Origin of the sequence: Kocuria sp. SL71 (assembly GCF_026672465.1) — a bacterium.
Taxonomy (GTDB): Bacteria; Actinomycetota; Actinomycetes; order Actinomycetales; family Micrococcaceae; genus Kocuria; species Kocuria palustris.
Genome location: NZ_JAPPRE010000001.1, coordinates 2,713,640 through 2,738,876, shown reverse-complemented (window position 1 = coordinate 2,738,876; position 25,237 = coordinate 2,713,640). Strand labels below are relative to the sequence as shown.

Below are 25,237 nucleotides of genomic sequence, written 5' to 3'. Positions count from 1 at the left end.
CTCAGCACCAACCCAAGACCTCCTCGCCGATCTATCCGCATGCTCCCATCAGTGGGTGGTGCGTTGACCGGTTGAGACCGCCACCGTTTTCGCACTGCTCACTAGCCCACTCCGAAGCCACCATTGCTGTGTAGCACTTGCCCGGTAACCCAGCCACCCTGCTCAGACAGGAGGAATGCGACGAGGTTAGCCGTGTCTTCGGGGTTGCCGAGGCGTCCAGCCGGAGTCATGGCTGTGAGGTGGTCGCGAGTCTGTGAATCCATCCAGCCTGTATCGATCGGTCCTGGATTGATTGCGTTCGCGCGCACACCGAGCGATGCAAGTTCGATCGATGCTGCCGTCACGAGACGATCCAACGCGCCCTTGCTGGTTCCGTAGGGCAGGTTGAATGCGGAGTGATCGCTTGTCAGCGCGACGATACGCGCAGAATTGCTGTCCTTGACCTGGGCAGAAAGTGTCTCAGCGAACGTTTTGATCAGAAGCCATGCCGCACGAGCGTTGACCGCGTAGTGGCGATCCCAGCTCTCCACCGTGGTGTCCAAGATCGAGCTATCCACACCTTCAGAGTGAGACAACACCAGGGCTGTGAGAGTGCCGTGCTCGTTGGCGCGTTCGACGAGTTGCTGGGGCACAGCAGGGTCAGCCAGATCGGCAGGCAGCAGGGTGACTGTTGCTCCGCGCGTCCTGCACTCCGCAGCAATGTCTTCAACGTCATCGAGGCTCAAGGGGAGACCAACACGTTCTTCATAGCCTGGAAGGTGGGCGAGAGCTAAATCCCACCCGTCGCTGGCAAGGCGAGTCGCTATGGCTGCGCCTAGGCCGGATCGGCGGCCTACCCCCGTGATTAGTGCAGTTGGACGCATACGACGAAACCTCTCTTGTGGGGTGGCCCCGGCGAGGACGCAGCTACCTGAGCAACATAGGCACGTTGAGCGGTGTAGCTCAAACAAAGGGTTCTGCACCACCGAGGCGAGCCGGCGGCTCAACCCACCGTCTATGCATGAAGCGGTGTTCCGGCATTCATGGAGGGCTTATGCTACTAGGTTGTCCCTAGCGCTCCTCGACCGTTCCCAGTGCCTTGTAGATCGTGGGCCGACTGACTCCAAACGAGCGTGCAACGGCGGCCACGGGTTGCCCGCCTGCCACCGCAGCACGGACGGCTGCGGTCTTTTCCGTGTCGAGCTTGGGTTTCGGTCCGGGGACTCGACCAGCTGCCCGAGCCCGGGCCACGCCTTCGCGCGTGCGTTCCCGCAGGAGGTCCCGTTCCCACTCGGCCAGGGTTAGCAACAGGGTGAGCATCATCTTCCCCGACGCTGTGGAGGTGTCCAGCTTTACATCCAGAGCCTCCAGACCAATCTTGTGTTCGGCGAGCTGCTGCACGGTGCGCAATGCGTCCGGTAAGGACCGGCCGAGTCGGTCCAACCGGGCCACCACGAGGACATCCTCACCATCACGCAGGTAGGCCAGTGCCTCGGACAGACCGGGCCTGTCGGCTTTCGCGCCGCTCATCCGGTCGTGGAAAACCTTGATGCATCCAGCGGCCGTTAGTGCGGCCTCCTGCCCCTTCAAGGAGCCCTCTTGGTCCCGGGTGGACACACCGGCGTAACCGATCTTCATGGCAATAGGTTCTGAAGTTCATCTAGCCGCTGCAGAATCTCTTCGGCCACTTCCGGTGCTATATTTTCGTCGCGCTTTATCAACCGCTTTTGGAGCTCCCGAATTACGGCCTCGTCTGATGCAACACCTTCCTTGTGTAAGCTTAGGAAATCCACCCAGGCCTGTGTGTTTATTCCTAGAATCTGCACGCTCATTGTTTGATCGATAAAAGCATCCATGAGGGGCCTGGACCGTGGTAACCGACCGAAATTACTTCCGCTGTCGGAGGCAGGATGAACACTCACCGCATCCGCTTTCGAGGGGTACGGGTGCGCATTCGCTGGGTAGCTTAAAGAGGCGTCCGTTTTAGCTTGACGCACGTCGCTCCACCAGTAATCGCGCCACTTAGCAGCAAACTTTGCCGACTCGACCCACGGTTCTGCAACCTGTGGTCGCCCGCTGACCGCACTGTTGAGATACCAGGGGACGACACATACAAGATCGTGCGGAGCGCATGCATCCGGAGACACCACGTACCGCAGTGAGGGAACGCCTTCCTTCGAAAGCATCCACCATCCTTTGAGTTCGATCCCGAGCGCGATCGGCATCTTGCTGTTGGCGACCTGATCGACGAGACGCACATCGGGAAACGCCTGGCCCGAGCGTTCGAAGCGGTACGAAGCCCACTTTGACTCCGGGTCCCATATGGGCCGCAAAGCGTTAAGCGTTCGCACGACTTCTAGCTCAATTCCAGCGCCCAAGAACGTATTTAGACTGAACAGGTCAGTGGCGGCGACGCCGCTCACGGGATGCTCGAACTCGAACTCACCCGGTAGCGCCATGAGGGCAGCGCGTACCCCATTGACCAGTTCTGTGCGTCTATCCAGCGGGTCAAGCTCCGGCCGCTGCGGGCCGTTCTCATACTTGTCCGCATCCATTTCATTAGGCATGCCGCCGCTCCATCCGCTCAGTCAGGTCGTCCGCCCCTGGCATAGTCTGGATCAACTCTGCTGCCTCTTCATCAGGCGCGCTGGTATTGGCGGCCATGAGCAACCGCTCACCCGCGAGGCTAGCGAAATATGGATCCACCTCAGCTACGTAGGCCTTACGACCTGTAGCCACAGCTGCCACCGATCCGGTGGCCAATCCTCCGAATGGTTCCCACACGGTGTCTCCGGGGCTCGTCGTGGCATGAACCAGACGTTCCATCAGCTCTAAGGGCTTTTGGTTCAAGTGGGTCGTACTGGCCTTCGTTGGCCGGTATACCCGCGGAGCCGATCGTCGCAGAGAACCCTTCATGCGCTCACTGTCGTGAAGTGCTGGACGACTCCATACGTTTGTAAGGCCATGCACATGATTCCAGCGGTGACGGAGACGATCCCATTCGTCAGCGGTGACCGATTTCTTATCATCGATCGAAAAGTATGGACGACCGCTTTCGAACCCATTTACATTGCAGTATTCTGCCATGGCTGCAACTGCGGTCCCCGGGGGCCAGTACCACAGCCAGTCAGAGGTGAGGTATTTACGTGTCGCGGCATTCTTAACGCCCGTCGCCTTGTTGGCCAGGTACATAGGAAGTCCGGAGCGTCGCCACTCATGACGGAGCCAAGCTTGAGCATTCAGAGTGGCGCCGTCAGTCTCGACCTCGAAACGACGCTGGTAAAGCACACAGACCTCGGTAACCACCGGAAACTGCCGGATGGTTTTCCCGTTCACGTTTCCCGCAATGTGGCTGATTCCCTTGTCCCACACAATGGTCTGCACATAATCCCAGCCGCGCCGCTTCAGTTCTGGATGGACCGTTGCCCACCCAACCTCCGTTCCCCAAAACCACAATGCGGTTCCGGGTGCAGCTGCCGCAGTCCATTGGTCGATGTGTGGGCGGTACCAGTCGACCAGGCCATCCTCATCAGTGGTGTCTCCGTGGAACCCGCGTACTCCATAGGCACCGTCGCTGATGATGCACGTAGGTGCGGGCCAGTCTGCGTATGCGTCCTGCACGTCGCCTGCGTGCAGATGGTAGGTAGGGGGTGTGTTGTTCACTGGTACTCCTCGTATGCCATGGCACCCACCTGAGGGCACCATGGAAAGTGCAGCAATTGGGTCGATCTCTTGACAGTCTCCCATCACAGCGGCTGGGAGGATCGAGGCGCGCTGAGAGTGTCAAAAATCTACGTCGAGGATAATAGTGTCAAGGGACCCACCCTGATACACCATTTCTTAACATGCTGCCCCGTCCGAGGCGTGCATCCGGTCGTGTCAGCGCACCGACCGGCAGCGAACGCCGCAGGGGCCGGAGACTTATCGCAGCGAGTCACTCCCCCGAGGGCCAGGCACGGGGGAGTGGTGCAGAAACGACGGCGGTCTCAACCGATCAACGCACCACCCGCGGCAACGAGCGTAGTCACGTCGGTTTGCTGCGCGTTGGGATTTCCGACAGATGGTCGCGCAGCACACAGCTTCCCGGAGGCTTGGGTGGCCTGCGTACTCTTTCGAGTCTGGGCCGGGATAAGGCCGACTTCCAACTCGGTGACCATGCCCAGCAAGTTGGACGGCGGACGTCCTACTGGGTCGTTTGGTTCGTAGACAGACCGGTCAGCGCGCGGTGAGGAATTCACGTAGCACGGTGGACCATTGCTCGAATGCGTCCAGGTGTGCATCGTGCGTCGCGCCGGTGAGGTCGGCTCGTTGGGCATTCTTCCCACGGCGAACGAACTCAGCTTTCTGGTCTTCGGTGAACATGCCGCCGTCCGCGTAGACCAGCAGCGTCGGCGCTGTGATGCTCTCCCACTCGCTCCAGCGCGGGACTGCTACCTCGGAGATGGCGCGAACCATCACGTCGGCGTCGAAACGCGGATAAAGGCCGTCTTCGCGTTCTTCCAGGTCAGCTGCCCACGCCCGCGCCAGTGCACTCCCGCCGAGTAGTTCGCTCGCCTTCTCGCGGCTGGCGAACGGGACTTCCCAGGACCTGAAGTACTCACCGATCGCGGCGTGGTCCTCTACTGACCCGCCGCCCTCGTTTCCTTCCAAGAGCACGAGGCGGTTCACCAAGTCTGGGTACGTGGACGCGACGAGCATTGCCGTATGAGCGCCCATCGACTGGCCGACGAGGTCCACTGTCTGCGCCCCTGCCGCCTCGACTACCAGGGCCACGTCGTCGACGAACGCCGCGCGCGAGACGTCGGCGGGCGTGCGCGTGCTATCCCCGTGGCCGCGCTGATCGACCAGAATTACGCTACGCGGGGCTAGTGCGCGAGCGGTCGGGATGAACTCGCGGCTGCTGCCGGCCAGACCATGCAAGATCACGACCGCCGGGTCCGCTCCGGCAAAGAGCGAGTAAGAGATGGTAGTTCCGTCCTCGACCGTTACCGCACGCCTTAGCTCGTCCATTCAGCAACACTACAGCGGCTCAGAAGCGGCGCCGGCCAGTAGCTCGGATTGTCTGCTCAGGTCATGAGCGCGTCGAGGAGTCGTTCGTGGCTAGTCTCCCAACCGAGCACCCGCCGTGGTCGGGTGTTGATCTTCTCCGCAATCTTGTCCAGGTCGGTCTGGACGAACCGGGACAGGTCCGCGTGCTTCGGAAGATACTGACGCAGGAGTCGGTTCGTGTTCTCGTTCGATCCTCGCTGCCAGGGCGAACGAGGATCGCAGAAGTAGACGTTGATGCTGAGGTCACGGGCAAGCTGCTCGTGCTCGGACATTTCCCGGCCACGGTCCCAGGTGATCGATTTCAGCATCGAGCTCGGCAGGCCGCGAAGGTTCCGGACGAGCGCGGCATGCACGTCTGGACCCTTGATGCCATCGAGCTTGACGAGGCGAACAGTCCTGGTAGTTCGCTCAACAAGGGTTGCCACGGCGCTGGGACGTCGTCCCATGACGAGGTCACCCTCCCAATGCCCTACCTCGGTCCGGGTCTCGATCTGCTCCGGTCGATCATGGATCGAGACCATGTTCCGCAGCTGACCCCGTCCTTGCCCGGTACGACGAGCCTTCCTCGAGGCGCGCATGCCGCGCCCCGAACGCAGATGCCCTTTCAGGGACGACGGCAGTGCCAGTCGCGCACCGATATAGAGAGTCCGGTAGATCGTCTCGTGTGAAATCCGAACCCCACGAGCTGCAACGGGGTTCTCTCGGAGCCATGCCGCGATCTGCTGTGGCGACCAATCCCCCATCAGCTTTTCCCGCACGATAATTCGCAGGTCATCGTGCACCTCCAGCTTGCACGGTTTCGGACGCCTCGCGTTCTCCCAGGCTCGTCGATCGGCTGCCGCAGCCCGGTACTGCGCGGGTCCACCGTTGCGGGCAATCTCCCGCGAGACCGAGGAGGCAGACCGGCGCAGGCGAGTCGCGATAGCGCGCGCGGAATCACCGGCCGCGAGTCCGCGGGAGATCTCTTCCCTCTCAGCAAGCGACAGCCTCAGAGGTGCCCGTGAACGCGCTGCCGGGCGGATTCCGCCGGTCACTGCCAAAAGCCGACGTACCGCTTCGCGGGTGCAGCGCACAGTCCGGGCGATCACCCGGACCGGCTCGCCAGCGCGCCACCGTTCCCACACCGCGTCCTGCTGTTCGAGAGTCAACACCATGCCCTGGCCTCCTCGCCGATCTATCCGCATGCTCCCATCACCGGGTGGTGCGTTGATCGGTTGAGACCGCCACCGTTTACGGCACAGTGTCCGCGTCGGCGTTGGAGAGCCGCTCATTACGATGAGGTGGTGATGGATGACGTGCAGAGGGCCTACGACCGTCGGTCTGCCGAGTACGCGGAGTTGCTGGGGTCTATGGACGCCGTGCATCCCGCGGACCGCGCACTAGTGGACTATTGGAGCGGTTTCATCACCGGGCGGGTGCTCGATGTGGGGTGTGGACCTGGGCACTGGACGGGCTACCTTCACCAGCGCGGGCTCGCTATTGGTGGGCTCGACCTGTCCCCGCGTTTCGTGGACCACGCTCGCGCCGCGTTCCCTCACGTCAAGTTCGATGTGGGAAGCCTGGACGCGATTCCGGCGGCTTCGGGAGCCCTGGATGGGGTTCTGGCTTGGTATTCGCTCATCCACCTGACGCCAGGCAGGGTCCCTGAGGCATTGAGTGAGTTCGCGCGGGTCCTTAGGCCGGGCGGGAGGCTCCTGCTGGGGTTCTTCGAAGGACCGGAGGTTGCGGCCTTCGAGCACGCCGTGGTCACGGCCTACTCGTGGCCAGTGGCCGCCCTGAGCCAGCACCTGCGCACTGCGGGGTTCGAAGTGGAGGAAACGCATTCCAGGACCGGGCCCGGATACCGGCCGCACGGCGCTATCACCGCGTTGCGCCACAGCTGACCGATTGTGCCGCACACTCGACACACGAAGGAACCTCATGTACCGCGTGACCCTTGACCTCACCGATGACCAGATCGACCGCCTCACGACCGCACTGGAAGGGGCCCGTGATCGGCACGAGCAGGCCAGGCATGCAGCCGACCAACGAAAGGAAGGCGCAGCGGGCGAAGCCGACGAGCGCGACGACTACGACGAGTTGCTGAGCACCGTGGAGGAAGCGGTAGCCGAAGCCGACACCATCTGAGACCGTCCCCCCGATCCAGACACTCAAGCAGAAGGAGCACGACATGACCACCGATCCGCACCCGTATTTCGTCGACCGCGCGATTGGGGAGCCGGTGGCCCACATCGAGAGCCGCGACGTGACGAAGGGAGCGGCACGATGACCGGCATGACGATGCTCTTTATCGCCTCGCTGCTCCTGCTCGCTATCGCCGTGGGCCTCACGCGCAATTGTGGAGTGTGGAACACCAGCGACGACGGGCGCTGCCGCAACCCCGCCGCTGGTCCGTTCAACCGATGACACCTGCATACGTGGCGTGCGACCATTCCTGACTTCGTGGCATCCGCCCTTGGCATCATCGCGGTCGCGCTGCTGATCCGTTGGTTCGACCACGACGGATTGGCCGAGCTCGTCAACGACATTCAGCGATGGACGGCGGCGCTGTGATCCTCGGATACGCGAGGGTGTCTACGCGCGACCAGAGTGAATCCCTGACCGCGCAGGAGACCGCGCTGCGCGCGGCAGGCGCGCAGCGCGTCTACACCGACACGATCAGCGGGGCGCGCAGCGCGCGCCCCGGCCTGGACATGGCGCTGAGTCACGGTATCCGCGACGGCGACGTGCTCATGGTGACCCGCCTAGACCGGCTAGAGCGTGTCTCCCAAATCCCGATGCCGTATCGGCGAGGCTAGGGCCATGTCGCGGATGCAGTCGCTTTCGGATGCCGAGTGGGCTTTGATCGAGGGATTCATGCCGTCCTCGGAGGGGCGCCGGGGGCGTCGGTTCTCGGATCATCGCCTCGTGATTGAGGGGATCATCTATCGCTACCGGACCGGGATCGCTTGGCGTGACCTCCCGGCGGAATTCGGTCCGTGGCAGACGGTGTGGAAGCGCCATCGTCGTTTCGCTGGCGACGGGACGTGGGACAAGGTGTTGACCGCCTTGTTGACCAGGGCTGATGCGGTTAGCGAGATCGATTGGGACGTGGCGGTCGATTCAACGATCGCGCGCGCCCACCAACACGCGACGAACACCACGCGCCTCACGGGGGGCTTCATCGAACTACATGAAACAGAAATCCGAGCCGGTTGATCACGCGATTGGACGCTCCCGTGGAGGCCTCTCGACGAAGGTCCATCAGTTGTGCGACGGCAAGGGACGTCCAATGATCGTCGCCGTCGGGCCGGGTCAGGGCAGCGACTCCACGATGTTCCCGTAGCTGCTCGGCGCGGTGTGTGTCCCGCGCGAGGGGGCTGGCCGTCCGCGGACCACGCCTGACTCGGTGATGGCCGACAAGGCCTATTCCTCACGGGGTCACCGTGCGCTCCTGCGCGGTCGGGGCATCACAGCAGTGATTGCTGAGCCGCGTGACCAGCAAGGGCACCGGAAGCGTCGCGGTTCTCGTGGCGGTCGCCCGCCGCTGACTGATCCTTCCAAGTACGCCAGGCGGCACGTCATCGAGAACAGCTTCGAACGGTTCAAGCAGTGGCGCGGCCTGGCGACCAGGTACGACAAACTCGCCTCGACCTACCACGCCGCCATCATCTTGCGCGCGATCCTCCTGTGGCTCCCAGCCCTCACTGAGCGGAGATGACCACGGTCGCGGCTTCACGCACACATCTAGAGTCGGGCGATGGGTGGAGGGCGTGCGACGGGCGGATGTCAGTGCGCGAGGATGGCCATGAAATGCACGTCGATCCATTCATCGTCGAGGCGCAGCGCCTCACGGCCCGTGCCCTCGTGCATGAAGCCGACCTTCTCGTAGACGTGGCGGGCACGTGGATTGAAGTCGTACACCTCGAGGGTGATGCGGTGCATGCCCATCTTCGTTAGGCCGTGCTCGACGATGAGCCGGGTCGCCTCTGTGCCGAGCCCGCGGCCGCGGCCAGCGGCCCCGATCAAGGTACGGAAGCCGCAGGACTCGTTGCCCTCGTCCCACTCGTGGAGCACAACTTCACCGACGAGCTCATCCGTTGTGTTGTCCATGACCGCGAGCACGAGCCGGTCGTCGGCCACGGCCCAGGCACCATAGATGTCGCGAAGCCGCTCGATCGACGCCCCTGGAAACTTCTCGGTGCTGGAGTGCACCGATCCGGTCAGCAGGGCGATCTCGTCGTCAGCGCGAATGATCGCGTTGATCTCGTCGGCGTCCTCCGCGCGGATGGGGCGAAGGGTCACCAGTTCTCCGCGCAGCGTTGGTTTGTCCGTGAAAGGCGTTGACTCCATGGCATCAGACTGACCGCACGGCATGCCTGGAGCAACAAGAATATCGATGCACGCTCATGCCGCTCTGCGCGTGTGCCTGTTGGCTACGTCGCGGCCGACTCGCCGGGCGGATCCGCCGTCGTCTCCCGTCAGATCATTTGGGAGACACGCTGTAGGCCGCTCGACGGTGGACACGCTGCGCACCGTCCAGCACCTCGACACCCAAGGCGTCACGCTGCGCGCCCTGGACATGGACCTCGACACGTCCACACCGGCAGGCCGTCTCGTCGTCTCTGTGCTCGCTTCGCTCGCACAGTGGGAGCGGGAGACGATGATTGAGCGCACACATGCGGGCTTGGAGCACGCGCGTAGGCAAGGCCGTACCGGAGGCCGACCAACAACACTTACGCCAACGCAGGTTCAAGCAGCGCAAGCCGCCCTCGACAGCGGCATGACCGTTACTGACGTTGCCACCCTGCACGGCGTCAGCAAGCGCACCATCCATCGTGTCAAGGCCGGTCACTACGCGCCCCTCAGCAGACCTTCTGCTGAGGGATGATCCGACCGCCTTCGCCGAGCGTGCGCGCCACGGACAGCAGCCACAGCGTGTCCGCGATCCGCTGCCGTGCCGTCGACTCACTCCAGCCCCAGGTCTTCGCTACGACCGAGGCCCGCACACGATCGACTCCACCGGCCTTCGCAACCTCGACCGCGACGACCCGTGTCCACGAACCAACACCGTCAGGCAGGCAGGCCCACAGCTCGGTCATCCCGACCTTCCCGCCGCCATCGTGCAGCCGCAGCGCATTGCGCACGACCAGGGCCATGCGCACCGTCTCCCGACGCGCCTCACGCAGCACCGGCTCCGCCAGGCCCATCAGCTGCGACGCCTCCGCCACATCGCCATCGCAGCGCACCAGAACCACCAGCGCCCTGGCCACAGTCACGCGATTGCGCAGCAGCAGCTGCACCTGCCCCAGCACGGACTCCACCGTCGCCCAGGCCTCATCCCGGTCCAGGAACTGCTCCTCGAACGACGGTTCGGCGACGTCGATCACTTGGGTCTCGTCGTCGTCGCTTCCCTGTCCTGCGAAGACCACTGCCGAACGGCTCATGTGCTTCTGCCGGCGGATGAAATCGATGGCTCGACGCTTGCCGATCATCGTCACCCAGGCCACCAGCGGCCCGTCCGTTGCGCTCCAGCGTCCGATGCCCCGGACCGCCGAGATTACCGTTTCTTGCTCGATGTCCTCCGCCTCGGAGCCGTATCCAGCCGGCCCCAGCACTGAGCGGATCACCGGAGAGACAGCATCCATCGTCTCCAGCACGGCCTGCCACGCCTCCGGCGAGTTTGCCACCAGCCGACCAGCGGTCTGCTGCGGGTTGTCCAGTCCTGCCATCGTTCAGCCCTCCTCGGACCGTTGTGCCAGCCGGTCGGCTCGGCAACCGCCGCACTCGTGAGATTCCAGGTGATCCGTGTGGTGGACCGGGCACGACACCCGACGTCCGGACACGGCTGCTGGAGCCACAGGGACGACCGGCTGAGCCGGCTGTCCGGGGCCAGGCTGCGCCGTGGTGCCGAAGACGTCTTCAAGCTGTCCTACGGACTCGGCAGCTTCGAGCATCACGCCGTGATCGTTCTCAATCGCTCGGCTGACGAAAGCCTGCGGTCGGCTCACCGCCCCGCGAGCCCGGCTGAGCACGAGATCCACCACCGCGACCCAGACAGCTTCCGACCACGACCCGACAGTGGCCCCGTGCTCCATCCGCAGTCGAGCGACGTTCACGCCTCGGTACTGGCTCGGACGGGTGGCCGGAGTCGGCTGCTGAGGATGATCCTCGATCGTCATCATCGATCGATCGTCGTCATCCACAGGCCCGTTTTCGGGCACGGATGATGATGATGGATAAAAGACGTGCGCACGCGTAGTAGGTAAGTGTCCGCGAGGGGGCCTACCGGCAGATTCTGCCGGTAGGTTTGGCGAGATCTGCCGGTAGTCCCCTCCTACCGGCAGATTCTGCCGGTGGTTCTGACCTGCGACTCTGTCCTCGGTGTCGGCTTTGAACACGTCCGGGCCGTGGTCCTGGCCAGCGGCCAGACCGTCGCGCTGCACACGCTGCGCGAGCTGCCTGCGGACCTCGCTGACTCCCCGCCAGGCAGCCTTCTCGGACCCGCGCTCCAGGTGCAGCACGACGTTGTCGACGCCCCTGGTGCCATCACGGCGCACGGTGCGCAGACGAGACATCAGTTCAGCTGCCTCCAGCGCCCGCAGCGCGTCCCTCACGACGCGCTCGGACAGCTCCGTCTTCCAGGCCAGATAGGACTGCGATAGCTGCGCCTCACCGAAGTCATTGGCGCTGTCAGCGATGGCCATCAGCACGAACTTATGGCTGGACTTGGCCTCCTGCTGCCACGCCCACGAGATCGCCTTGATGCTCATGCCGCGTCCTCCTCGAACAGCTCTGGCCGCGCCGCGCGCAGCTCCTTGATCCGGTTCCGACCCGTGCGCTCAGAAACACCCAGGAAGGCGCCGGCAGTCGGCCCGGTGATCGCCTCGCCCTCACGACGACGCCGCTGAACCCAAGCCACGAACTCGTCTTCTGAAGGCCCCTCAGGCTCCGAGACCACTTCACTCTTGGCCTCAGAATCCGACTGCTCGGCAGGCTCCTCCGGCCCCTCAACAGGGGCCTCCGGTGCCGGATTCTCAGCGGGGGTCTCCCGCTCCGGCGTCGGCTCCTCAGCAGGCTCCTGCGGCTCCTCGGGTCCGGGTGCCGGCGAGTCGACAGGCGATTCCAGCGGCGCTGCCGATGCCGGCAGCGCAACCACAGGGGAGACCGACACCTGCCGATCCTGCGGACGCAACACGACCAGGCGAGCCATCTGCTCGGTCGCCGCGAAGACACCCAGCGGAGCAAGTGCCGCCAGGGTTGCACCGACCCAGATCTGCCACCACAGCTCCTGTGGAGCCGCCACGGCGTGCGCAGCGTTCGCAGCGACCGACATCGCCGTGAACACCGCCAACGACGTCCACGACGGCCACACAGACTCGCCACGCGAGCGATGCACGAGGACCGCCAAGGCGTAAGTCAGGATCGCGCCGTCGATGAACACCGGCACTGCCCACTGGAGACCGGGACCGATGCCAGCCCATGCCGCCACGTCATGAAGCGCCCGGAACGAGACCGCGAACGACGTCAGCCCGAGCAGACCCACCAGAACCACCACCGTCCACTGGATGCCGCGAGTGTCCGGATCAATCCGAGACGTGCCAGCAACCTCCGGCTTAGGAGTCGGTGCTACCGTGTCGCCCATCAGCGTTGATCCTCCTAAGTCCTGGACTTCCTGCTGATGTGATGCGCGTCCGGATGCCGCCGGGCGCGCATCGTTTTCTGTGCGCTCAGCTGTCATCCTCGGCCTCCTCCAGATCACCGATCACACCGTCCAGCGACGTCATCACCGTCGAGAGCACCTTCCGCAGCGCTTCCTGCGACTCGCCATCGAGGTCTTCAACACCGAGATCGACGATCACACCGCCGGCTGCCAGCACGGCCCGAGCTGCGGCCATCGTCAGCTGAGACGGCCCCGGATCCTGCGGATCCTCAGTCAAGCGCGGCTCCGCCTTGCGCTGCTTCAGCAGTGCCGCGCAACGGAACTCAGCCTCGAGAAGCGCCTGTCGCGGCTCCTCCCACCAGGCAGACTCCGCCGGCTCCGACTCCTCACCGGAGTCCGGCTCCGGGTCCAAGACGTCCCCGGAGAGCACCTGATCGGCATCCGCACCAGGCAGATCTGCGGGATCGACCATCGGGATCCCGAGCCCATCCAACGACACGTCGGCGAACTCGGCAGGAGCCTCCGCCGTCGGGGTCGGCTCCTTGGCCTTCTTGTAGGACTTTCCGTCGAGACCCACGACGTTCGAGGACTCCTCAGGTGACCCATTTGGGTCACCTGCCGGCGCGACACGCTGGACCGTGCTGTAGGACAGATCCGTGGCTCGCGAGATCGCCCGCATGCTCATACCGGCGTCACGCATGGATTGCACGACCTCGTCGCGCTGCTCGCGCGGCGGGCGCAGCTGGAGGCCTCGGAAGTTCGCATCAATCCAGGCATCCCAGGTCTCAAAGCCCAGCGGCTCCCAGACGCGGCCCTCCCAGGCCTGCACGATCAGCGAGTGGACATCAGCCAGTCCTTCTGCGATCTGGTCAGTCAGCTCACGTGCATCTGCCTCAGTCAGCGGCTGCGGGCTCGTCGTCATCGTCGTCGCGCTCATCGCTGCATCTCCTTCTCCTCATCCGGCAGCAGATCCCGGAGCGAGACCCCGAGCACCTCCGCCGTCTTCATCAGTTCCGTGTAGGTGAAGTCCTTATGCCCGTTCATGCGCGCCGAGACGGCCGCATGACCGAGCCCGAGCGCCTCACCGAGCTGCTTCTGAGTCATGTCGAGCAGCGCCAGCCGGGATCGGATCTGGAGCGCGAGCTGCTTCTGTGTCGTCATGCGACGAGTGTCGCCATTTCGGCAACATCATGTCAAGACGGATCGCCTCATTTTGGAGACATCGGTTCGTCTGCGGCGACTGCTGGCCGCTTCCGACGTATGCTCACCACATGACGGAATCACGCACGCAGGAGACGACATGGGTCAGCGATCATGTGGCCGAGGAGGTCCGGTCCTGGCTGGCGCGACGACGACGCAACCAGAGCGATCTCGCTCGGCAGCTAGGGATCGCCAGGAGTGCAGTCAGCCTCCGCATGAACGGCTCGCGAGAGTTCTCCGTCACAGAGCTAGTCGCCATCGCCGACTGGCTCGACATCTCGTTGGCAGACCTGTTGGGGCCGGAGATTCTCCAGGCACGACGAAGCCCCCGCAGCGACATGGTCACTACGGGGGCTGAGGAGAAGGAGTGGGCCCTGTGGGGATCGAACCCACGACCCATGGATTAAAAGTCCACTGCTCTGCCAGCTGAGCTAAGGGCCCCACCGCCGCCCGGACGTGCGGACGACGCCCACCATCGTAGACCAGGCACCGCATGGGCCTCGGCTGAGAAATCGGCATCCGCCGCCCGACCCGGTACCGTCGTCCCGTGACCTCCCACGACAGGCAGCAGCGCCACGAGACCGCCCAGAACACCGACGACGATCAGAGCACCTCCTACCAGCTCGACGAGAACGGCGACCCGCTGGGCTGGGCCGACACCCAGCGCCCGAGCCCCGAGTGGTCGGAGTCGGAGAAGCTCTTCGGCCCGTCGCCCATCGAGGGCGCCCTGGCGGCCGTGCTGGATGAGGTCCGCGAGCTGACCGAGGGCGAGCCGTCGTCGTCGATCCCGGCGCTGGCCAACGCCGATCCGGAGAAGCTGGCGGTCGTGGTCGCCACGGCCGGTGGCCACATCTACGAGGCCGGCGACAGCCGCGACTGCTTCTCCATCCAGTCGATCTCCAAGGCCTTCGTCTACGGGCTGGCGATCGAGGACCGCGGCTTCGGGGGCGTGGACGCCAAGATCGATGTGGAGCCCAGCGGCGAGTCCTTCAACCGCATCTCGCTGCATCCGGAGACCAACCGCCCGGCCAACGCCATGATCAATGCCGGGGCGATCACCGCCTCCTGGCTCGTGGACCCGCACCGCGGCACCGCCCGCCGCGAGCGCGTCCGGCAACTGTTCTCGGCCTTCGCCGGGCGCGAGCTGATGATGGATCCCGACGTCTACTCCCAGGAGCACAAGGAGGGCGACCGCAACCGCGCGCTGGGCTGGATGCTCAGCTCCGTCGGGATCATCGAGGAGGACCCCACCCAGGCGCTGGAGGACTACTTCGCCCAGTGCTCCGTCATGGTCGACACCCGGGACCTGGCGATCATGGGTGCCACCCTGGCCGCCGGCGGGCGCAATCCGTTCACCGACGAGCGCGTCATGGAGCCGGTCACGGTCGAGCGCGTGCTGTCGGTGATGAACTCCTGCGGCATGTACGACGACGCCGGCGAGTGGTTCGTGCGCGTGGGCCTGCCCGGCAAGTCCGGCGTGGGCGGCGGCATCATCGCGGTGGTCCCGGGCCAGCTGGCCGTGGCCACGTTCGCCCCGCCGCTGGATCAGCACGGCAACAGCGTGCGCGGCACGGCCGCCTGCGAGCGCATCTCCCAGGCCATGGACCTGCACTTCGCCCGCGGCCCGCGCCCGTCCAAGCGCACCGTGCGCTCCATCCACTCCCTGGCCGACGCCCGCTCCCTGACCCACCGCGATGAGGACTCGCGCCGGGCCCTCAGCGAGCTGGCTTCGGACGTCGCCGTGATCGAGATCCAGGGCAACCTGCTCTTCCCCGGCACCGAGGAGACCGTGCGCGCCCTGCGCCAGTCGGCGCAGACGGCGAGCTCCGTGATCCTGGACCTGTCCGACGTCGATCAGATCGCCGGCTTCGGCCGCCACCTGATCGCCGTGACCGCCACAGAGCTGTGCGAGGCCGGCCGCGACGTCGCCCTGGTCGTGGGCGACCCCTGGACCGACGACTGGCACGACGCCTGGGACACCGTCTGGGAGGACATCTGGAGGGACGAGCCCGACGACGACCCCGATGGCCCGTCCAACCCCTATACCGACTCGCTGCCTGCCATCTCGGCGGCGCGCAAGATCCGCACCACGACCAAGCCGGAGAACCTCACGGTCTTCGCCACCCGCGAAGAGGCCCTGGCGCACGTGGAGGATCAGCTGATCGAGCAGCTGCGCCGACGCGACGACGACGCCACCGCCTCCGACGCCGACGAGATGCCCGATCTGGACGCCGAGTCCACCATCGAGGCCGCGCGCTCCACCGACCTGCTGCGCGACACCGACGACGAGATCGCCGAGACGATCTGGTCGCGCGCCCAGGAGCTGCGGGTCCGCGAGGGCGAGCCCGTGCTGGACCTGGAGCCCGGCGAGTCCGCGGTGGTCCTGGTGGTCGAGGGCCTCGTGGAGATGATCCCGCACGGCTCCCACGAGGACGGCTCGGTCGTGCGCCGCATGCGCCCGGGCACCGTCTTCCGCTCCTCGGGCGTCAGCGACGAGCGGCTGAGCGTGCAGGCCGTGGCCGGCACCGACCTGGTGGTGCGCGTGCTCGACGCCCCTGCCCTGCGGGCGCTGGAGCAGGAGGAGCCCGCCGCAGCTCTGGAGCTGTGGCGCTCGATGGCCCGGGCCGCCTCGGAGGACCTGGAGACCGCCCTGCGCGCCAACATCGGCTGGGAGCCCGGCGACCACTGGAACGAGACCCCGGTCGAGGACTGAGCTCTGGTCTGCTCGCACGGGTCTTCGGCTGAGCGCTGATCGGACCCGTGCGGCCTGATGCGACCGGCAGCAGCGGTCGTACGCTGGAGGCATGTCTGCTCGTGATCATCACCGCCCGGTGAAGTTCGACCCCGCCCTCTTCGACCAGAGGATCGGCGGGGTCGATCCCGCCGTGCTCGCCGAGGCCGCCCACGTCACCGCTGCGGCCGTGCTGCACCGCGGTCGCGGGCACGAGGATCCCGAGGTCAGGCGCCGGCTCGTCGAGTTCACGGACACCGAGGGCCTCGACGGCCTGGCCGCCCTGTGGTCGGAGGCCCCTCCTGTCAGCCTTCCCGGGGCGCTGTGGCGGCTCTACGCCCTGCGCTCTGCTGTGCAGGCGGATCCGGTGCGCCTGAGCAGGTGGTTCGAGGCCGGGCGCGACACGGCGCAGGTCTCCTACGTGGTAGCCGGGGTGGCCGACCCGCCCCGGGCCGCGGAGATCCGGGAGATGGCCGACGCGATCCTCTCGGGCGCCTGGAACGGCGACTTCGACGTCGCCCTGGAGCGCTTCGCCGCCTTCTGCCGCGTCACAGCGCTCGGCCGCACCCGTTTGGGCGATCCCTGGGCCTCGGACGACGAGACCCGACGCACCACCGAGCGCCTTCCGAGCAGTCCCGCCGCAGGTGAGCTCGCCGTCGAGGCTGCGGCCGCCGAGCTGGACGGCGAGCGGATGGCGCGCCAGGAGATCGCCGGGGCCAAGCGCCTCGAGCGCACCGCTGATGATCTCGAGGCCGCCGCTCGGGCCTGGCGGGCCGGTTCGCTCGACTGAGGCGCTGCCGGACCGAGAGCCCGGCAGGCGCCCGACCGGCGATGGGCCCGCGCCGCCAGGGCAGTGATCAGGACCCTGTCGTCGGGCTCGGACCCACGACGGGATCGCGCGGAGCCGGCGCGGACCCCGGCCCCGTCGGCGGCTTTGACCCATCACCGGGGGCGGCCCCTACAATGGATGCCAGGTGTCGGGCTGCGGCAGCCCCGGGCTCCATCATTCAGCCGCTTCGAGCGGCCACACGCCGAGAGGCGCTCCCGGTCCGGCACCCCCTAAACCATCGATCGGCCGCGAGCCGGTCCCTGACCAGGTCCCGCAGCCGCCCCGCTGCGGGCTCATGCGCTCCATCGACCGAAGGCATGGCTCCATGGCACTGCGTGTCTTCCCCGAGGACAGCGGGGTGCTGCACACCCTGGCGCAGCTCAGCGATCAGGTGCAGGAAGCGGTGCGCTGCTGCTCTGAGATGCTTCCCGCCGAGGGTGATCGCGTGGCCGAGTTGCAGGCTCAGATCAGCAGCATCGGCACCCGAACCGCGGATCTGCACTTCGGGGCCATGACCTCGGCTCGCACCACCTACGCCCTGCCTCTGCCCCGTTCGGACATCTACATCCTCAGCAGCCACCTGGCGGAGGCCTCCGAGCACCTCCAGCTGTGCGTCGAGGCCCTTGCCGTCGACCCGCACCGTCTCTCCCACGGCGCCCACACCACGGAGCAGCTCTCCAGCATCAGCCGCATGGCCTCGCTCTCGCGCACTGCCGTGCTGCGGCTGCGCACGCTCGAGGGGCTCGACGAGTACTGGTTCGACATGCACCGCCTCCGCAAGCAGACCGAGCGGACCTTCCTGGTGCACCGGCAGCAGCTGTTCCGGGAGCTGGAGCCAGCAGAGGCCTTCGAGTCGCTGCAGACCGCCGATCAGCTGCACGAGGCCGCCCGCTCCATGACGGCGCTGGCCCACGAGGTCGGGCGCATCAGCATCTCCGAGGCCTGATCCGTGCTGCTCGCAGCCTCCGCCGCCGTCCTCGTCCTGGCTCTGGCCTTCGCCGTCATCAGCTCCGGGCACGACGTCTCCAACGCGATCGCCATGCCCGTGCGCCATCGGGCCCTGACTGCTCGCACGGCGCTGGTGATGGCCGCGGTGCTCAACGTCCTGGGCGTGGCGCTGGTGGCCCTGCTGGTGCCCATGCAGCAGGCCACCGAGAACCTGGAGACGCTGCTCCCGGATCCGCGCACGGGACTGCTGGTGGTCGCCAGCGCGCTCATCGTGAGCATCGCCTGGGCCCTTCTCACCTGGCAGCGCGGCCTGCCCGCCTCCATGGGCGCCACCCTGACCAGCTCCCTGCTCGCAGCCTCCCTGACCGCCGGGGCCCTGGGCCTGACCAGCTATCCCCCGAGCTCGGCCTGGCCCCTGGGCCTTCTGCTCCTGCCCGTGGTCCTGGGCCCGCTGGTCGCCTTCGCCCTGTCCTGGGTACTGCTGATCCCTGTGGTGCACCTGGCCAGTCGGTTCGAGGCCGACCAGGTCACCCTCTCGGCGCGCGTGGTCCTGGCCATCGGCGCCACCGCCATCAACCTCGGCCACGGCGTGATCCACGGACCGCGCATGATCGCCCTGGTCACCGCCGTCGCGGGGCTGTCAGGCCTCTCTGCTCTCGAAGCGCCCGAGGCCGCCGTCGCGATCGACGTCGTCGTGGCCCTGTGCCTGGCCGGCGGCAGCCTGCTGGGCGGCTGGCAGATCGCCCGTACGATCTCCTCCCGCATGGTCCGCCCCGATGCCGTGCGCGGGGCCACCGCCCAGGCCGTGGCCGGCGCCCTGCTGCTGCCCGTGGCGCTGGGCTCGGACGTGCAGATGTCCACCTCGCAGACGACCGCCGCCGCCGTGCTCGGCGCAGGCGTGAACCAGCGCTTCCGCTCCACGCACCACGTGGTCGTCGCCCAGGTCATCGGCTGCTGGATCATCACGATCCCCGCCTGCGCCGCCGCCAGCGCCGTGCTGGTCACTGCGGCCTCCCCCCTGCTGAGCCTCTGAAGGACCCCTGCCTTCCCCGGCTGTCGCCGCTGCGCTTCCTGCCCCCGACGCACGCCGCGGGACCGCTCGATCTGCGCCCGGGCACGCCGTCCGAGCACGACAGCGCCCCCGCTCGGATCCATCCGAGCGGGGGCGCTGAGTGGCGCTGAGGAGCCTGCGCGGGCAGGCCCTGCCGATCAGCCGAAGCGACCGGAGACGTAGTCCTCGGTGGCCTGCTGCTGCGGGTTCTGGAAGATGTTCGTGGTGTCGTTGTACTCCACGAGCTTGCCGGGCTTGCCGGTGGCCTCCAGGTTGAAGAAGGCGGTGCGGTCGGCCACGCGCTGGGCCTGCTGCATGTTGTGGGTCACGATCACGACCGTGAAGTCCTTCTTGAGGTCGTGGATCAGGTCCTCGATCGCGATGGTCGAGATCGGGTCCAGGGCCGAGCAGGGCTCGTCCATCAGGATGATCTCGGGCTTCACGGCGATCGCGCGGGCGATGCACAGACGCTGCTGCTGGCCGCCGGACAGGCCCGAGCCCGGGCGGTCCAGACGGTCCTTGACCTCGTTCCAGAGGTTGGAGCCGCGCAGGGACGACTCCACGAGCTCGTCGGCGTCCTTCTTGGAGATGGCCTTGTTGTTCAGCTTCACGCCGGCCAGCACGTTGTCGCGGATGGACATGGTGGGGAACGGGTTCGGGCGCTGGAAGACCATCCCGATCGTGGAGCGGACGGTCACCGGATCGACGCCGCGGCCGTACACGTCCTCGCCGTCGATCAGGACCTTGCCCGTGGTGTAGGCGCCGGGGATGACCTCGTGCATGCGGTTCAGGGAGCGCAGCACCGTGGACTTGCCGCAGCCGGACGGGCCGATGAAGGCCGTCACGGTGTTGGGATCGATATCGATGTTCACGCCCTCGACGGCGCGGAAATCTCCGTAGAAGACATCGAGGTTCTCGACGTCGATTCGCTTCGACATGTGGTTCAGAGCTTCTTTCTCAGTCGGCGGAGGGTTCAGCGACCAGCGGTCTTGGGTGCGAAGGCGTTGGCGATCAGTCGTGCCGCCAGGTTCAGCAGCATGACGAAGACGATCAGCACGAGCGCGGCGGCCCACGCGCGATCCGTGGACGGATCCGGCGTGGTCGGCGAGATCGGGCGCATCAGCTGCTGGTAGATGAAGGTCGGCAACGAGGACATCCAGTCGTGGAACGGATTCGCGTTCATGGAGTCCAGGAAGCCGATCGTCACCATCAGCGGTGCCGTCTCACCGATCACTCGGGCGATGGCCAGCGTGACGCCGGCGGCGATGCCCGAGATCGCGGTGGGGATGACCACCTTCAGAATCGTACGCCACTTGCGCACTCCCAGGGCATATGAGGCTTCTCTCAGCTCATTGGGCACGACCTTCAGCATCTCCTCCGTGGACTTCACCACGGTGGGGATCATCAGCACGGTCAGCGCGACCGCGCCGACGATGCCCATGCGCACGCCCTGCTGACCCAGGATGATCGTGAAGAGGGCCGAGGCGAACAGGCCGGCGACGATCGACGGGATGCCGGTCATGACGTCCACCAGGAAGGTGATGATCTTCGACAGCGTGTTGCCGTTGGAGTACTCGACCTGGTAGATAGCCGTCAGCAGGCCGATCGGGACCGAGATGATCGTGGCGCACAGGGTCACGATCACGCTGCCCACGATGGCGTGCAGGATGCCGCCCTGGACGCCCGTGCCGTTCTCGACGCTCTGCTGATCGTCGATGGCGGTCACGCTGGACATGGTGGTGGTCAGCAGCTCCGGCGACAGCGTGGGGATGCCGCGGAAGAGCACGGTCCAGATCACCGAGATCAGCGGGATGACCGCCACGATGAAGGCGCCGTAGACCAGATAGGTCAGGGCCGCGTTCTTGCCCTGACGGGAGCCCTCGATCGAGGTGACCGCGATCGGAGCGGCGATCAGGAAGATCACGGCCGCGAACACGGCCCACAGTGCGACGCTGAAGCTCACGAGGGCGGCCAGGGCGGCTCCGACGACGATCGAGCCGACGAAGATGGCCGGGATCAGCCACTTGGGGCGCTGACCCGACGTGAGCGAGTTCTGATTCTTGGGGCTCCGGGTCTCGGAGCGCTGCTCAGTGGTGTTGGTCGACATCAGTTTGCCCCCGAGAATTCCTTGTAGCGGGCGGTGATCGCGCGTGCTGCGAGGTTCACGATCAGCGTGATGATGAAGAGCACGAAGCCGGCGGCGATGAGCTCGGTGAACCGGTTGCCGAAGGCCTCCGGGTAGTTCAGCGCGATCTCCGCGGCGATGGTGTTGTTGCCCGTGCGGATCAGCGACCACTGCAGGCCGCCGGTGGAGAGCACCAGCGCCACGGCCATGGTCTCGCCGAGTGCACGGCCCAGGGCCAGCATGACGGAGGAGACGATGCCCGCCCGGGCGAACGGCATGACGGCCTGGCCGATCATCTCGAGTCGGGTGGCGCCGAGGGCCAGCGAGGCCTCCTCGTGCAGCTTGGGCGTCTGGACGAACAGCTCGCGGGACATGGCGGTGATGATCGGCAGGATCATGATCGCCAACACCACACCCGCGGTGAGCATGGTGCGCCCGGTGTTCGAGGCCGGCCCCTCGAGCAGCGGGATCCACCCGAAGTTCTCGGCGAGCCAGTTGTAGAACGGCACCAGCGCCGGAGCCAGCACCGTCATGCCCCAGGCGCCGTAGACGACCGAGGGGATGGCCGCGAGCAGGTCGATCACGTAGCCGACGGGCTTGGCGACCTTGGGCGGGGCGAAGTGTGAGATGTACAGAGCCACGAGGATGCCCAGCGGGGTTGCGATCAGCAGCGCGATCACGGCCGCCATCAGGGTGCCCAGGACGATCGGGTAGACGTAGGCGAAGAACCCCTCGCCGCCGGTGATGGCGGAGCCCGGGATCGTCAGGATGTCGGCGGACTTCCAGCCGAGGAAGGTGAAGACCGCAAGCAGGATCACGAAGATCAGGATGCCTGCGGCCAGGCTCAGACCGGAGAAGAGCTGGTCGCCGAAGCGGCCGCCCTTCGAGCCGGAATCGAAGGCCCGGGAGCCCTCCGGCTTCTGCTCCGGCCGCCTCTTCTCAGAGACATTGGTGGACATTCTCGACCCCTTCGGGTGTAGATGCTTTCGTCGGCGGGCCGTCGGGCCGCTCGTGGTTGCGCGGCCAGCGGCCACAGCGACGGGCCCGCCCGTGCCCGGGATCTCTCCTCAGGGAGGCCCGGGCGGGCCTGTCGCGGGGCGCGCATGCCGACTGGGCCGGCCTGCGCGCAGCGGATCAGCCGGCGGCGGTGATCTGGTCGATCGCGTCGTGCGCCTCCTGGCGCATCTCCTCGCTCAGCGGAGCGGAGTGCGCGGCGTCGGCGGAGGCCTGCTGGCCCTCCTCCGAGACCACGTACTGGCCGAAGGCCTTGGCCGCGTCGGCGGTGTCCTGATCCTGGTACTCGTTGCAGTAGATGTGGTACGAGACCAGGATGATCGGGTAGGCCCCGTCGGCCTCGGTGTCGCGGTCGAGCTCGAGCGCCATGTTGTTCTCGGCGCCGCCCTCGACGCGCTGGGAGGCGTCGACGGCCGCAGCGGCAGCGTCGGGGCTGTACTCGACGTAGTCTTCGCCCACGCCCACGGCCACGGTGCCCAGATCGCCGATGGCGGAGGCATCGGCGTAGGTGATGGCGCCGTCCGTGTCAGAGGCGGTGGAGACCACGCCGGAGGTGCCCTGGGAGTTCTCCTGGCCGGAGATCGGCCAGGACTCGGAGGCCTCGTCCGACCAGGCCTCGGGGGCGGCCGCATGCAGGTAGTCGGTGAAGTTCTCGGTGGTGCCGGACTCATCCGAGCGGTGCACCACGGTGATGTTCGTGTCCGGCAGATCGGCATCCGGGTTCTGCTGGGCGATGGCCGGATCGTTCCAGGTGGTGATCTCGCCGGAGAAGATGCCCGCGATGGTCTCGGCGTCGAGGTTCAGGGAGTCGATGCCCTCGAGGTTGAAGCCGACCGCGATCGGGGAGATGTAGGCGGGGACGTTGAACGCGCCCTTGTCGCCGCACTGCTCCTTGGAGGACTCGAACTCCTCCTCGTCCATGGCGGCATCCGAGCCGGCGAAGCTCGCACCGCCGGCCAGGAAGGCCTCGCGGCCGGCGCCGGAGCCATCCGGCGAGTAGCGGACCTCGACGGCCGGATCCAGCTCGCCGGCGCCATCCGACCAGGCGTTCATGGCCGCCTCCTGCGAGGACGCGCCCGCGCCCTGCAGCGTGGTCGTGCCGCCGCCGCCGCCGCAAGCGGTCAGTGCGATAGCGCCGATGGAGAGAATCGCGGCGCTCTGGCCGATGCGAGAAGCCTTCACGTGGTGCCCCTGTTCCTGTGGTTCTGCTGAAGCTGACGTGCCGGTGAGGTCCGGCGGCGCTGGACGAAGGCCCCGAATTCCCGGCCAAGTCCACCCAACGCTCACCGACTCTAGGATCGGCACGTAGCCGGACTCCGCTCAGGCCGTGAACGGAAGGTGAACTTCCCCGACCCTTCGGCGGTCTTTATGTATTGCTGAGCACATATTTTTTGATGGTGTGAGCGTCGTCATGCGGACCGCAAGCTCCCGAGCGGCCAGCATCGAGGCACCCTCGGTGCCACCGGCGAGGGGGCCAGGTGCACCTAGGATGGCTCGCATGAGCGAAGCCGAGCAGAGTCCCGGGCTGGTGCACCGCGCCGGCAGGGAGTTCAGCGAGCGCGCCCGCGCCGGCGGGGCTCGCCTGCGCGGCGACATCCTGCAGGCCCTGCAGCTCACGGTCGCCGCGATCGGCGCCTTCGTCTTCGCCGAGAACGTGCTCGGGCACACGGGGCCGATCTTCGCGGCCACGGCGGCCACCGTGGCCCTCGGCTTCTCCAAGGGCGGGCAGCGCTACCGGCGCGTGCTCGAGGTCGCCATCGGCTGCACGCTCGGCATCGCGCTGGCCGAGGTGCTGATCCACTTCATCGGCGTCGGGACGTGGCAGGCCGGCGTCGTCATGCTGGTGTCCATCCTGCTGGCCCGGTTCCTGGACAGCGGCGTCCTGTTCACCACGCAGATGGCCCTGCAGTCGCTGCTGGTCGTCGTGCTGCCGCCGTCGTCCGACGGCGCGTTCGCCCGCTCGACCGATGCCATGGTGGGAGGGGTCTTCGCCCTGCTCATGGCCTACCTGGTCCCCTCGGACCCCCGCCGCCAGCCGCGTGAGCACGTGCGCCGGCTGACCGATGAGCTCTCCGCCGTGCTGCGCGAGGCCGCCCAGGCCATCACCGAGGACGACTCCACGGCCGCATGGCACTGCCTGGTGCGCGCCCGGCGCACCCAGTCCGAGATCGATTCCGTGAAGACCGCGCTGCAGGCCTCCCAGGAGATCGCCGCGGCAGCGCCCGTGCATCGGCGCCACCGCTCGGAGATCGAGCAGATCGCGATCTCGGCGCCCTACCTGGACCTGGCCGCACGCGACAGCCGGGTGCTGGTGCGCCGGGTGGCCGGGGTCATCAACCACGTCACCCTGGCACCGGCTGCCATCGAGTCGATCTCCGAATGCCTGAGGGACATGGCGGATTCGACCGACACGGTGGGCAGAGCCCTGGCCGTCCCTCAGCGGGAGTCACGCGAATCGTTCCTGCGCCAGGCGCGCAACGAGCTGATCACCGTGGCCGAGCGCCTGAACCCCCAGGACATGGGCGTGCAGACCCTCGAGGGCCAGACCCTTGTGCTGCTCATGCGGCCGCTGGCGGTGGACCTCCTCGAGGCCACCAACATGGACCACGAGGACGCCATCGCCCACCTGCCGGCCCTCGACGACTGGGACCGCATGTGAGCACCCGCTG

General features: G+C 66.5%; 27 protein-coding genes, 1 tRNA gene and 1 pseudogene. 12 read left to right on the top strand and 17 right to left on the bottom strand.

Features of this window, described 5'->3' with window-relative positions:
* Positions 1–101 precede the first annotated feature (101 nt).
* From OVA15_RS12470 to OVA15_RS12445, 6 genes are all read right to left on the bottom strand, one after another.
* Entirely contained in the window at positions 102–863 is a 762-nt protein-coding gene (locus tag OVA15_RS12470; RefSeq protein WP_268145325.1) for an SDR family oxidoreductase, read from the bottom strand.
* A 187-nt stretch (positions 864–1,050) separates the two neighbouring features.
* Positions 1,051–1,617, bottom strand: coding sequence for a recombinase family protein (locus tag OVA15_RS12465; RefSeq protein WP_268145323.1), 567 nt, complete (start codon positions 1,615–1,617; stop codon positions 1,051–1,053).
* Entirely contained in the window at positions 1,614–2,546 is a 933-nt protein-coding gene (locus OVA15_RS12460) for a hypothetical protein (protein ID WP_268145321.1), read from the bottom strand. Before OVA15_RS12460 ends, OVA15_RS12465 begins: the two co-directional genes overlap by 4 nt.
* Positions 2,539–3,642, bottom strand: coding sequence for a DNA methyltransferase (locus OVA15_RS12455; protein WP_268145319.1), 1,104 nt, complete (start codon positions 3,640–3,642; stop codon positions 2,539–2,541). Before OVA15_RS12455 ends, OVA15_RS12460 begins: the two co-directional genes overlap by 8 nt.
* A 552-nt stretch (positions 3,643–4,194) precedes the next feature.
* Entirely contained in the window at positions 4,195–4,989 is a 795-nt protein-coding gene (locus tag OVA15_RS12450) for an alpha/beta fold hydrolase (protein WP_268145316.1), read from the bottom strand.
* Between the two features lie 56 nt (positions 4,990–5,045).
* A complete protein-coding gene (locus OVA15_RS12445; protein ID WP_268143872.1) occupies positions 5,046–6,182 on the bottom strand; it encodes an IS30 family transposase in 1,137 nt (378 codons plus the stop codon).
* A gap of 132 nt (positions 6,183–6,314) precedes the next feature.
* Here OVA15_RS12445 and OVA15_RS12440 point away from each other — a divergent pair, with 132 nt between their 5' ends.
* The 5 genes and pseudogenes from OVA15_RS12440 (at position 6,315) to OVA15_RS12420 (ending at position 8,728) form a co-directional block, all read left to right on the top strand.
* Entirely contained in the window at positions 6,315–6,911 is a 597-nt protein-coding gene (locus OVA15_RS12440; RefSeq protein WP_268145314.1) for a class I SAM-dependent methyltransferase, read from the top strand.
* A 37-nt stretch (positions 6,912–6,948) separates the two neighbouring features.
* Complete coding sequence (locus tag OVA15_RS12435) at positions 6,949–7,155, top strand: hypothetical protein (protein WP_268145311.1); 207 nt, start codon at positions 6,949–6,951, stop codon at positions 7,153–7,155.
* A gap of 138 nt (positions 7,156–7,293) precedes the next feature.
* On the top strand, positions 7,294–7,434 hold the full coding sequence (locus OVA15_RS12430) for a hypothetical protein (RefSeq protein ID WP_268145309.1): 141 nt from the start codon (positions 7,294–7,296) through the stop codon (positions 7,432–7,434).
* Between the two features lie 128 nt (positions 7,435–7,562).
* Positions 7,563–7,826 carry a recombinase family protein gene (locus OVA15_RS12425; protein ID WP_268145307.1) on the top strand — a complete coding sequence of 88 codons (264 nt, stop codon included), beginning with the start codon at positions 7,563–7,565 and terminating at the stop codon, positions 7,824–7,826.
* 4 nt (positions 7,827–7,830) lie between these two features.
* Positions 7,831–8,728: pseudogene (locus OVA15_RS12420) on the top strand (IS5 family transposase).
* Positions 8,729–8,796: 68 nt separating this feature from the next.
* On the opposite strand, the gene OVA15_RS12415 reads toward OVA15_RS12420, so the two are convergent.
* Positions 8,797–9,360, bottom strand: coding sequence for a GNAT family N-acetyltransferase (locus tag OVA15_RS12415; protein ID WP_268145305.1), 564 nt, complete (start codon positions 9,358–9,360; stop codon positions 8,797–8,799).
* A 22-nt stretch (positions 9,361–9,382) separates the two neighbouring features.
* Between OVA15_RS12415 and OVA15_RS12410 the strand changes: the two genes are divergently transcribed.
* A complete protein-coding gene (locus tag OVA15_RS12410; RefSeq protein WP_326493296.1) occupies positions 9,383–9,898 on the top strand; it encodes a recombinase family protein in 516 nt (171 codons plus the stop codon).
* Here OVA15_RS12410 and OVA15_RS12405 read toward each other — a convergent pair.
* The 5 genes from OVA15_RS12405 to OVA15_RS12385 are packed head-to-tail and all read right to left on the bottom strand — an operon-like array spanning position 9,873 to position 13,831.
* Positions 9,873–10,739, bottom strand: a complete 867-nt coding sequence (locus tag OVA15_RS12405; protein WP_268145302.1) for an RNA polymerase sigma factor — start codon at positions 10,737–10,739, stop codon at positions 9,873–9,875. The genes OVA15_RS12410 and OVA15_RS12405 overlap by 26 nt on opposite strands.
* 3 nt (positions 10,740–10,742) lie before the next feature.
* Positions 10,743–11,780, bottom strand: coding sequence for a helix-turn-helix domain-containing protein (locus OVA15_RS12400; protein ID WP_268145300.1), 1,038 nt, complete (start codon positions 11,778–11,780; stop codon positions 10,743–10,745).
* The gene (locus OVA15_RS12395; RefSeq protein WP_268145298.1) at positions 11,777–12,748 is read right to left on the bottom strand and encodes a DUF2637 domain-containing protein; all 972 of its coding nucleotides are present in this window, start codon (positions 12,746–12,748) and stop codon (positions 11,777–11,779) included. The genes OVA15_RS12400 and OVA15_RS12395 overlap by 4 nt, the downstream gene beginning before the upstream one ends.
* Positions 12,738–13,607, bottom strand: a complete 870-nt coding sequence (locus OVA15_RS12390) for a hypothetical protein (protein WP_268145296.1) — start codon at positions 13,605–13,607, stop codon at positions 12,738–12,740. Before OVA15_RS12390 ends, OVA15_RS12395 begins: the two co-directional genes overlap by 11 nt.
* Positions 13,604–13,831 carry a helix-turn-helix domain-containing protein gene (locus OVA15_RS12385; RefSeq protein WP_268145294.1) on the bottom strand — a complete coding sequence of 76 codons (228 nt, stop codon included), beginning with the start codon at positions 13,829–13,831 and terminating at the stop codon, positions 13,604–13,606. Before OVA15_RS12385 ends, OVA15_RS12390 begins: the two co-directional genes overlap by 4 nt.
* A gap of 29 nt (positions 13,832–13,860) precedes the next feature.
* Here OVA15_RS12385 and OVA15_RS13495 point away from each other — a divergent pair, with 29 nt between their 5' ends.
* The gene (locus tag OVA15_RS13495) at positions 13,861–14,277 is read left to right on the top strand and encodes a helix-turn-helix domain-containing protein (protein WP_442786754.1); all 417 of its coding nucleotides are present in this window, start codon (positions 13,861–13,863) and stop codon (positions 14,275–14,277) included.
* On the opposite strand, the gene OVA15_RS12380 is transcribed toward OVA15_RS13495, so the two are convergent.
* Positions 14,239–14,311, bottom strand: a tRNA-Lys gene (locus OVA15_RS12380). The genes OVA15_RS13495 and OVA15_RS12380 overlap by 39 nt on opposite strands.
* Before the next feature lie 106 nt (positions 14,312–14,417).
* Between OVA15_RS12380 and glsA the strand changes: the two genes are divergently transcribed.
* The 4 genes from glsA to OVA15_RS12360 all read left to right on the top strand — a co-directional run bounded on the left by glsA (position 14,418) and on the right by OVA15_RS12360 (position 19,411).
* Entirely contained in the window at positions 14,418–16,583 is a 2,166-nt protein-coding gene (glsA, locus tag OVA15_RS12375) for a glutaminase A (protein ID WP_268145293.1), read from the top strand.
* Positions 16,584–16,674: 91 nt separating this feature from the next.
* Positions 16,675–17,391 carry a hypothetical protein gene (locus OVA15_RS12370; protein WP_006213574.1) on the top strand — a complete coding sequence of 239 codons (717 nt, stop codon included), beginning with the start codon at positions 16,675–16,677 and terminating at the stop codon, positions 17,389–17,391.
* Between the two features lie 364 nt (positions 17,392–17,755).
* Entirely contained in the window at positions 17,756–18,376 is a 621-nt protein-coding gene (locus OVA15_RS12365; protein WP_040560387.1) for a hypothetical protein, read from the top strand.
* 3 nt (positions 18,377–18,379) lie between these two features.
* Positions 18,380–19,411 carry an inorganic phosphate transporter gene (locus OVA15_RS12360; RefSeq protein WP_053446834.1) on the top strand — a complete coding sequence of 344 codons (1,032 nt, stop codon included), beginning with the start codon at positions 18,380–18,382 and terminating at the stop codon, positions 19,409–19,411.
* Positions 19,412–19,587: 176 nt separating this feature from the next.
* Here the strand turns inward: OVA15_RS12360 and pstB are convergent, their stop codons facing one another.
* The 4 genes from pstB to pstS all read right to left on the bottom strand — a co-directional run bounded on the left by pstB (position 19,588) and on the right by pstS (position 23,750).
* Entirely contained in the window at positions 19,588–20,367 is a 780-nt protein-coding gene (pstB, locus tag OVA15_RS12355; RefSeq protein ID WP_053446833.1) for a phosphate ABC transporter ATP-binding protein PstB, read from the bottom strand.
* 35 nt (positions 20,368–20,402) lie between these two features.
* Entirely contained in the window at positions 20,403–21,536 is a 1,134-nt protein-coding gene (gene pstA / locus OVA15_RS12350; RefSeq protein WP_058872131.1) for a phosphate ABC transporter permease PstA, read from the bottom strand.
* Entirely contained in the window at positions 21,536–22,513 is a 978-nt protein-coding gene (gene pstC / locus OVA15_RS12345) for a phosphate ABC transporter permease subunit PstC (RefSeq protein WP_206390980.1), read from the bottom strand. The genes pstA and pstC overlap by 1 nt, the downstream gene beginning before the upstream one ends.
* A 175-nt stretch (positions 22,514–22,688) precedes the next feature.
* Complete coding sequence (gene pstS / locus OVA15_RS12340; protein ID WP_053446831.1) at positions 22,689–23,750, bottom strand: phosphate ABC transporter substrate-binding protein PstS; 1,062 nt, start codon at positions 23,748–23,750, stop codon at positions 22,689–22,691.
* A gap of 316 nt (positions 23,751–24,066) precedes the next feature.
* On the opposite strand from pstS, the gene OVA15_RS12335 reads away from it, so the two are divergent.
* Positions 24,067–25,227 (top strand): FUSC family protein, encoded by a 1,161-nt coding sequence (locus OVA15_RS12335; RefSeq protein WP_268145287.1) that lies wholly within the window; start codon positions 24,067–24,069, stop codon positions 25,225–25,227.
* Positions 25,228–25,237: the final 10 nt, after the last annotated feature.

What these genes read in the sequence shown, in the direction of transcription:
- OVA15_RS12470 (WP_268145325.1), bottom strand. Translation starts at nt 863, where the DNA reads ATGCGTCCAACTGCACTAATCACGGGGGTAGGCCGCCGATCCGGCCTA.
- OVA15_RS12465 (WP_268145323.1), bottom strand. Translation starts at nt 1,617, where the DNA reads ATGAAGATCGGTTACGCCGGTGTGTCCACCCGGGACCAAGAGGGCTCC.
- OVA15_RS12460 (WP_268145321.1), bottom strand. Translation starts at nt 2,546, where the DNA reads ATGCCTAATGAAATGGATGCGGACAAGTATGAGAACGGCCCGCAGCGG.
- OVA15_RS12450 (WP_268145316.1), bottom strand. Translation starts at nt 4,989, where the DNA reads ATGGACGAGCTAAGGCGTGCGGTAACGGTCGAGGACGGAACTACCATC.
- OVA15_RS12445 (WP_268143872.1), bottom strand. Translation starts at nt 6,182, where the DNA reads ATGGTGTTGACTCTCGAACAGCAGGACGCGGTGTGGGAACGGTGGCGC.
- OVA15_RS12440 (WP_268145314.1), top strand. Translation starts at nt 6,315, where the DNA reads ATGGATGACGTGCAGAGGGCCTACGACCGTCGGTCTGCCGAGTACGCG.
- OVA15_RS12435 (WP_268145311.1), top strand. Translation starts at nt 6,949, where the DNA reads ATGTACCGCGTGACCCTTGACCTCACCGATGACCAGATCGACCGCCTC.
- OVA15_RS12430 (WP_268145309.1), top strand. Translation starts at nt 7,294, where the DNA reads ATGACCGGCATGACGATGCTCTTTATCGCCTCGCTGCTCCTGCTCGCT.
- OVA15_RS12425 (WP_268145307.1), top strand. Translation starts at nt 7,563, where the DNA reads ATGGACGGCGGCGCTGTGATCCTCGGATACGCGAGGGTGTCTACGCGC.
- OVA15_RS12415 (WP_268145305.1), bottom strand. Translation starts at nt 9,360, where the DNA reads ATGGAGTCAACGCCTTTCACGGACAAACCAACGCTGCGCGGAGAACTG.
- OVA15_RS12410 (WP_326493296.1), top strand. Translation starts at nt 9,383, where the DNA reads ATGCCTGGAGCAACAAGAATATCGATGCACGCTCATGCCGCTCTGCGC.
- OVA15_RS12405 (WP_268145302.1), bottom strand. Translation starts at nt 10,739, where the DNA reads ATGGCAGGACTGGACAACCCGCAGCAGACCGCTGGTCGGCTGGTGGCA.
- OVA15_RS12400 (WP_268145300.1), bottom strand. Translation starts at nt 11,780, where the DNA reads ATGAGCATCAAGGCGATCTCGTGGGCGTGGCAGCAGGAGGCCAAGTCC.
- OVA15_RS12395 (WP_268145298.1), bottom strand. Translation starts at nt 12,748, where the DNA reads ATGACAGCTGAGCGCACAGAAAACGATGCGCGCCCGGCGGCATCCGGA.
- OVA15_RS12390 (WP_268145296.1), bottom strand. Translation starts at nt 13,607, where the DNA reads ATGAGCGCGACGACGATGACGACGAGCCCGCAGCCGCTGACTGAGGCA.
- OVA15_RS12385 (WP_268145294.1), bottom strand. Translation starts at nt 13,831, where the DNA reads ATGACGACACAGAAGCAGCTCGCGCTCCAGATCCGATCCCGGCTGGCG.
- OVA15_RS13495 (WP_442786754.1), top strand. Translation starts at nt 13,861, where the DNA reads ATGTCAAGACGGATCGCCTCATTTTGGAGACATCGGTTCGTCTGCGGC.
- OVA15_RS12370 (WP_006213574.1), top strand. Translation starts at nt 16,675, where the DNA reads ATGTCTGCTCGTGATCATCACCGCCCGGTGAAGTTCGACCCCGCCCTC.
- OVA15_RS12365 (WP_040560387.1), top strand. Translation starts at nt 17,756, where the DNA reads ATGGCACTGCGTGTCTTCCCCGAGGACAGCGGGGTGCTGCACACCCTG.
- pstB (WP_053446833.1), bottom strand. Translation starts at nt 20,367, where the DNA reads ATGTCGAAGCGAATCGACGTCGAGAACCTCGATGTCTTCTACGGAGAT.
- pstA (WP_058872131.1), bottom strand. Translation starts at nt 21,536, where the DNA reads ATGTCGACCAACACCACTGAGCAGCGCTCCGAGACCCGGAGCCCCAAG.
- pstC (WP_206390980.1), bottom strand. Translation starts at nt 22,513, where the DNA reads ATGTCCACCAATGTCTCTGAGAAGAGGCGGCCGGAGCAGAAGCCGGAG.
- OVA15_RS12335 (WP_268145287.1), top strand. Translation starts at nt 24,067, where the DNA reads ATGAGCGAAGCCGAGCAGAGTCCCGGGCTGGTGCACCGCGCCGGCAGG.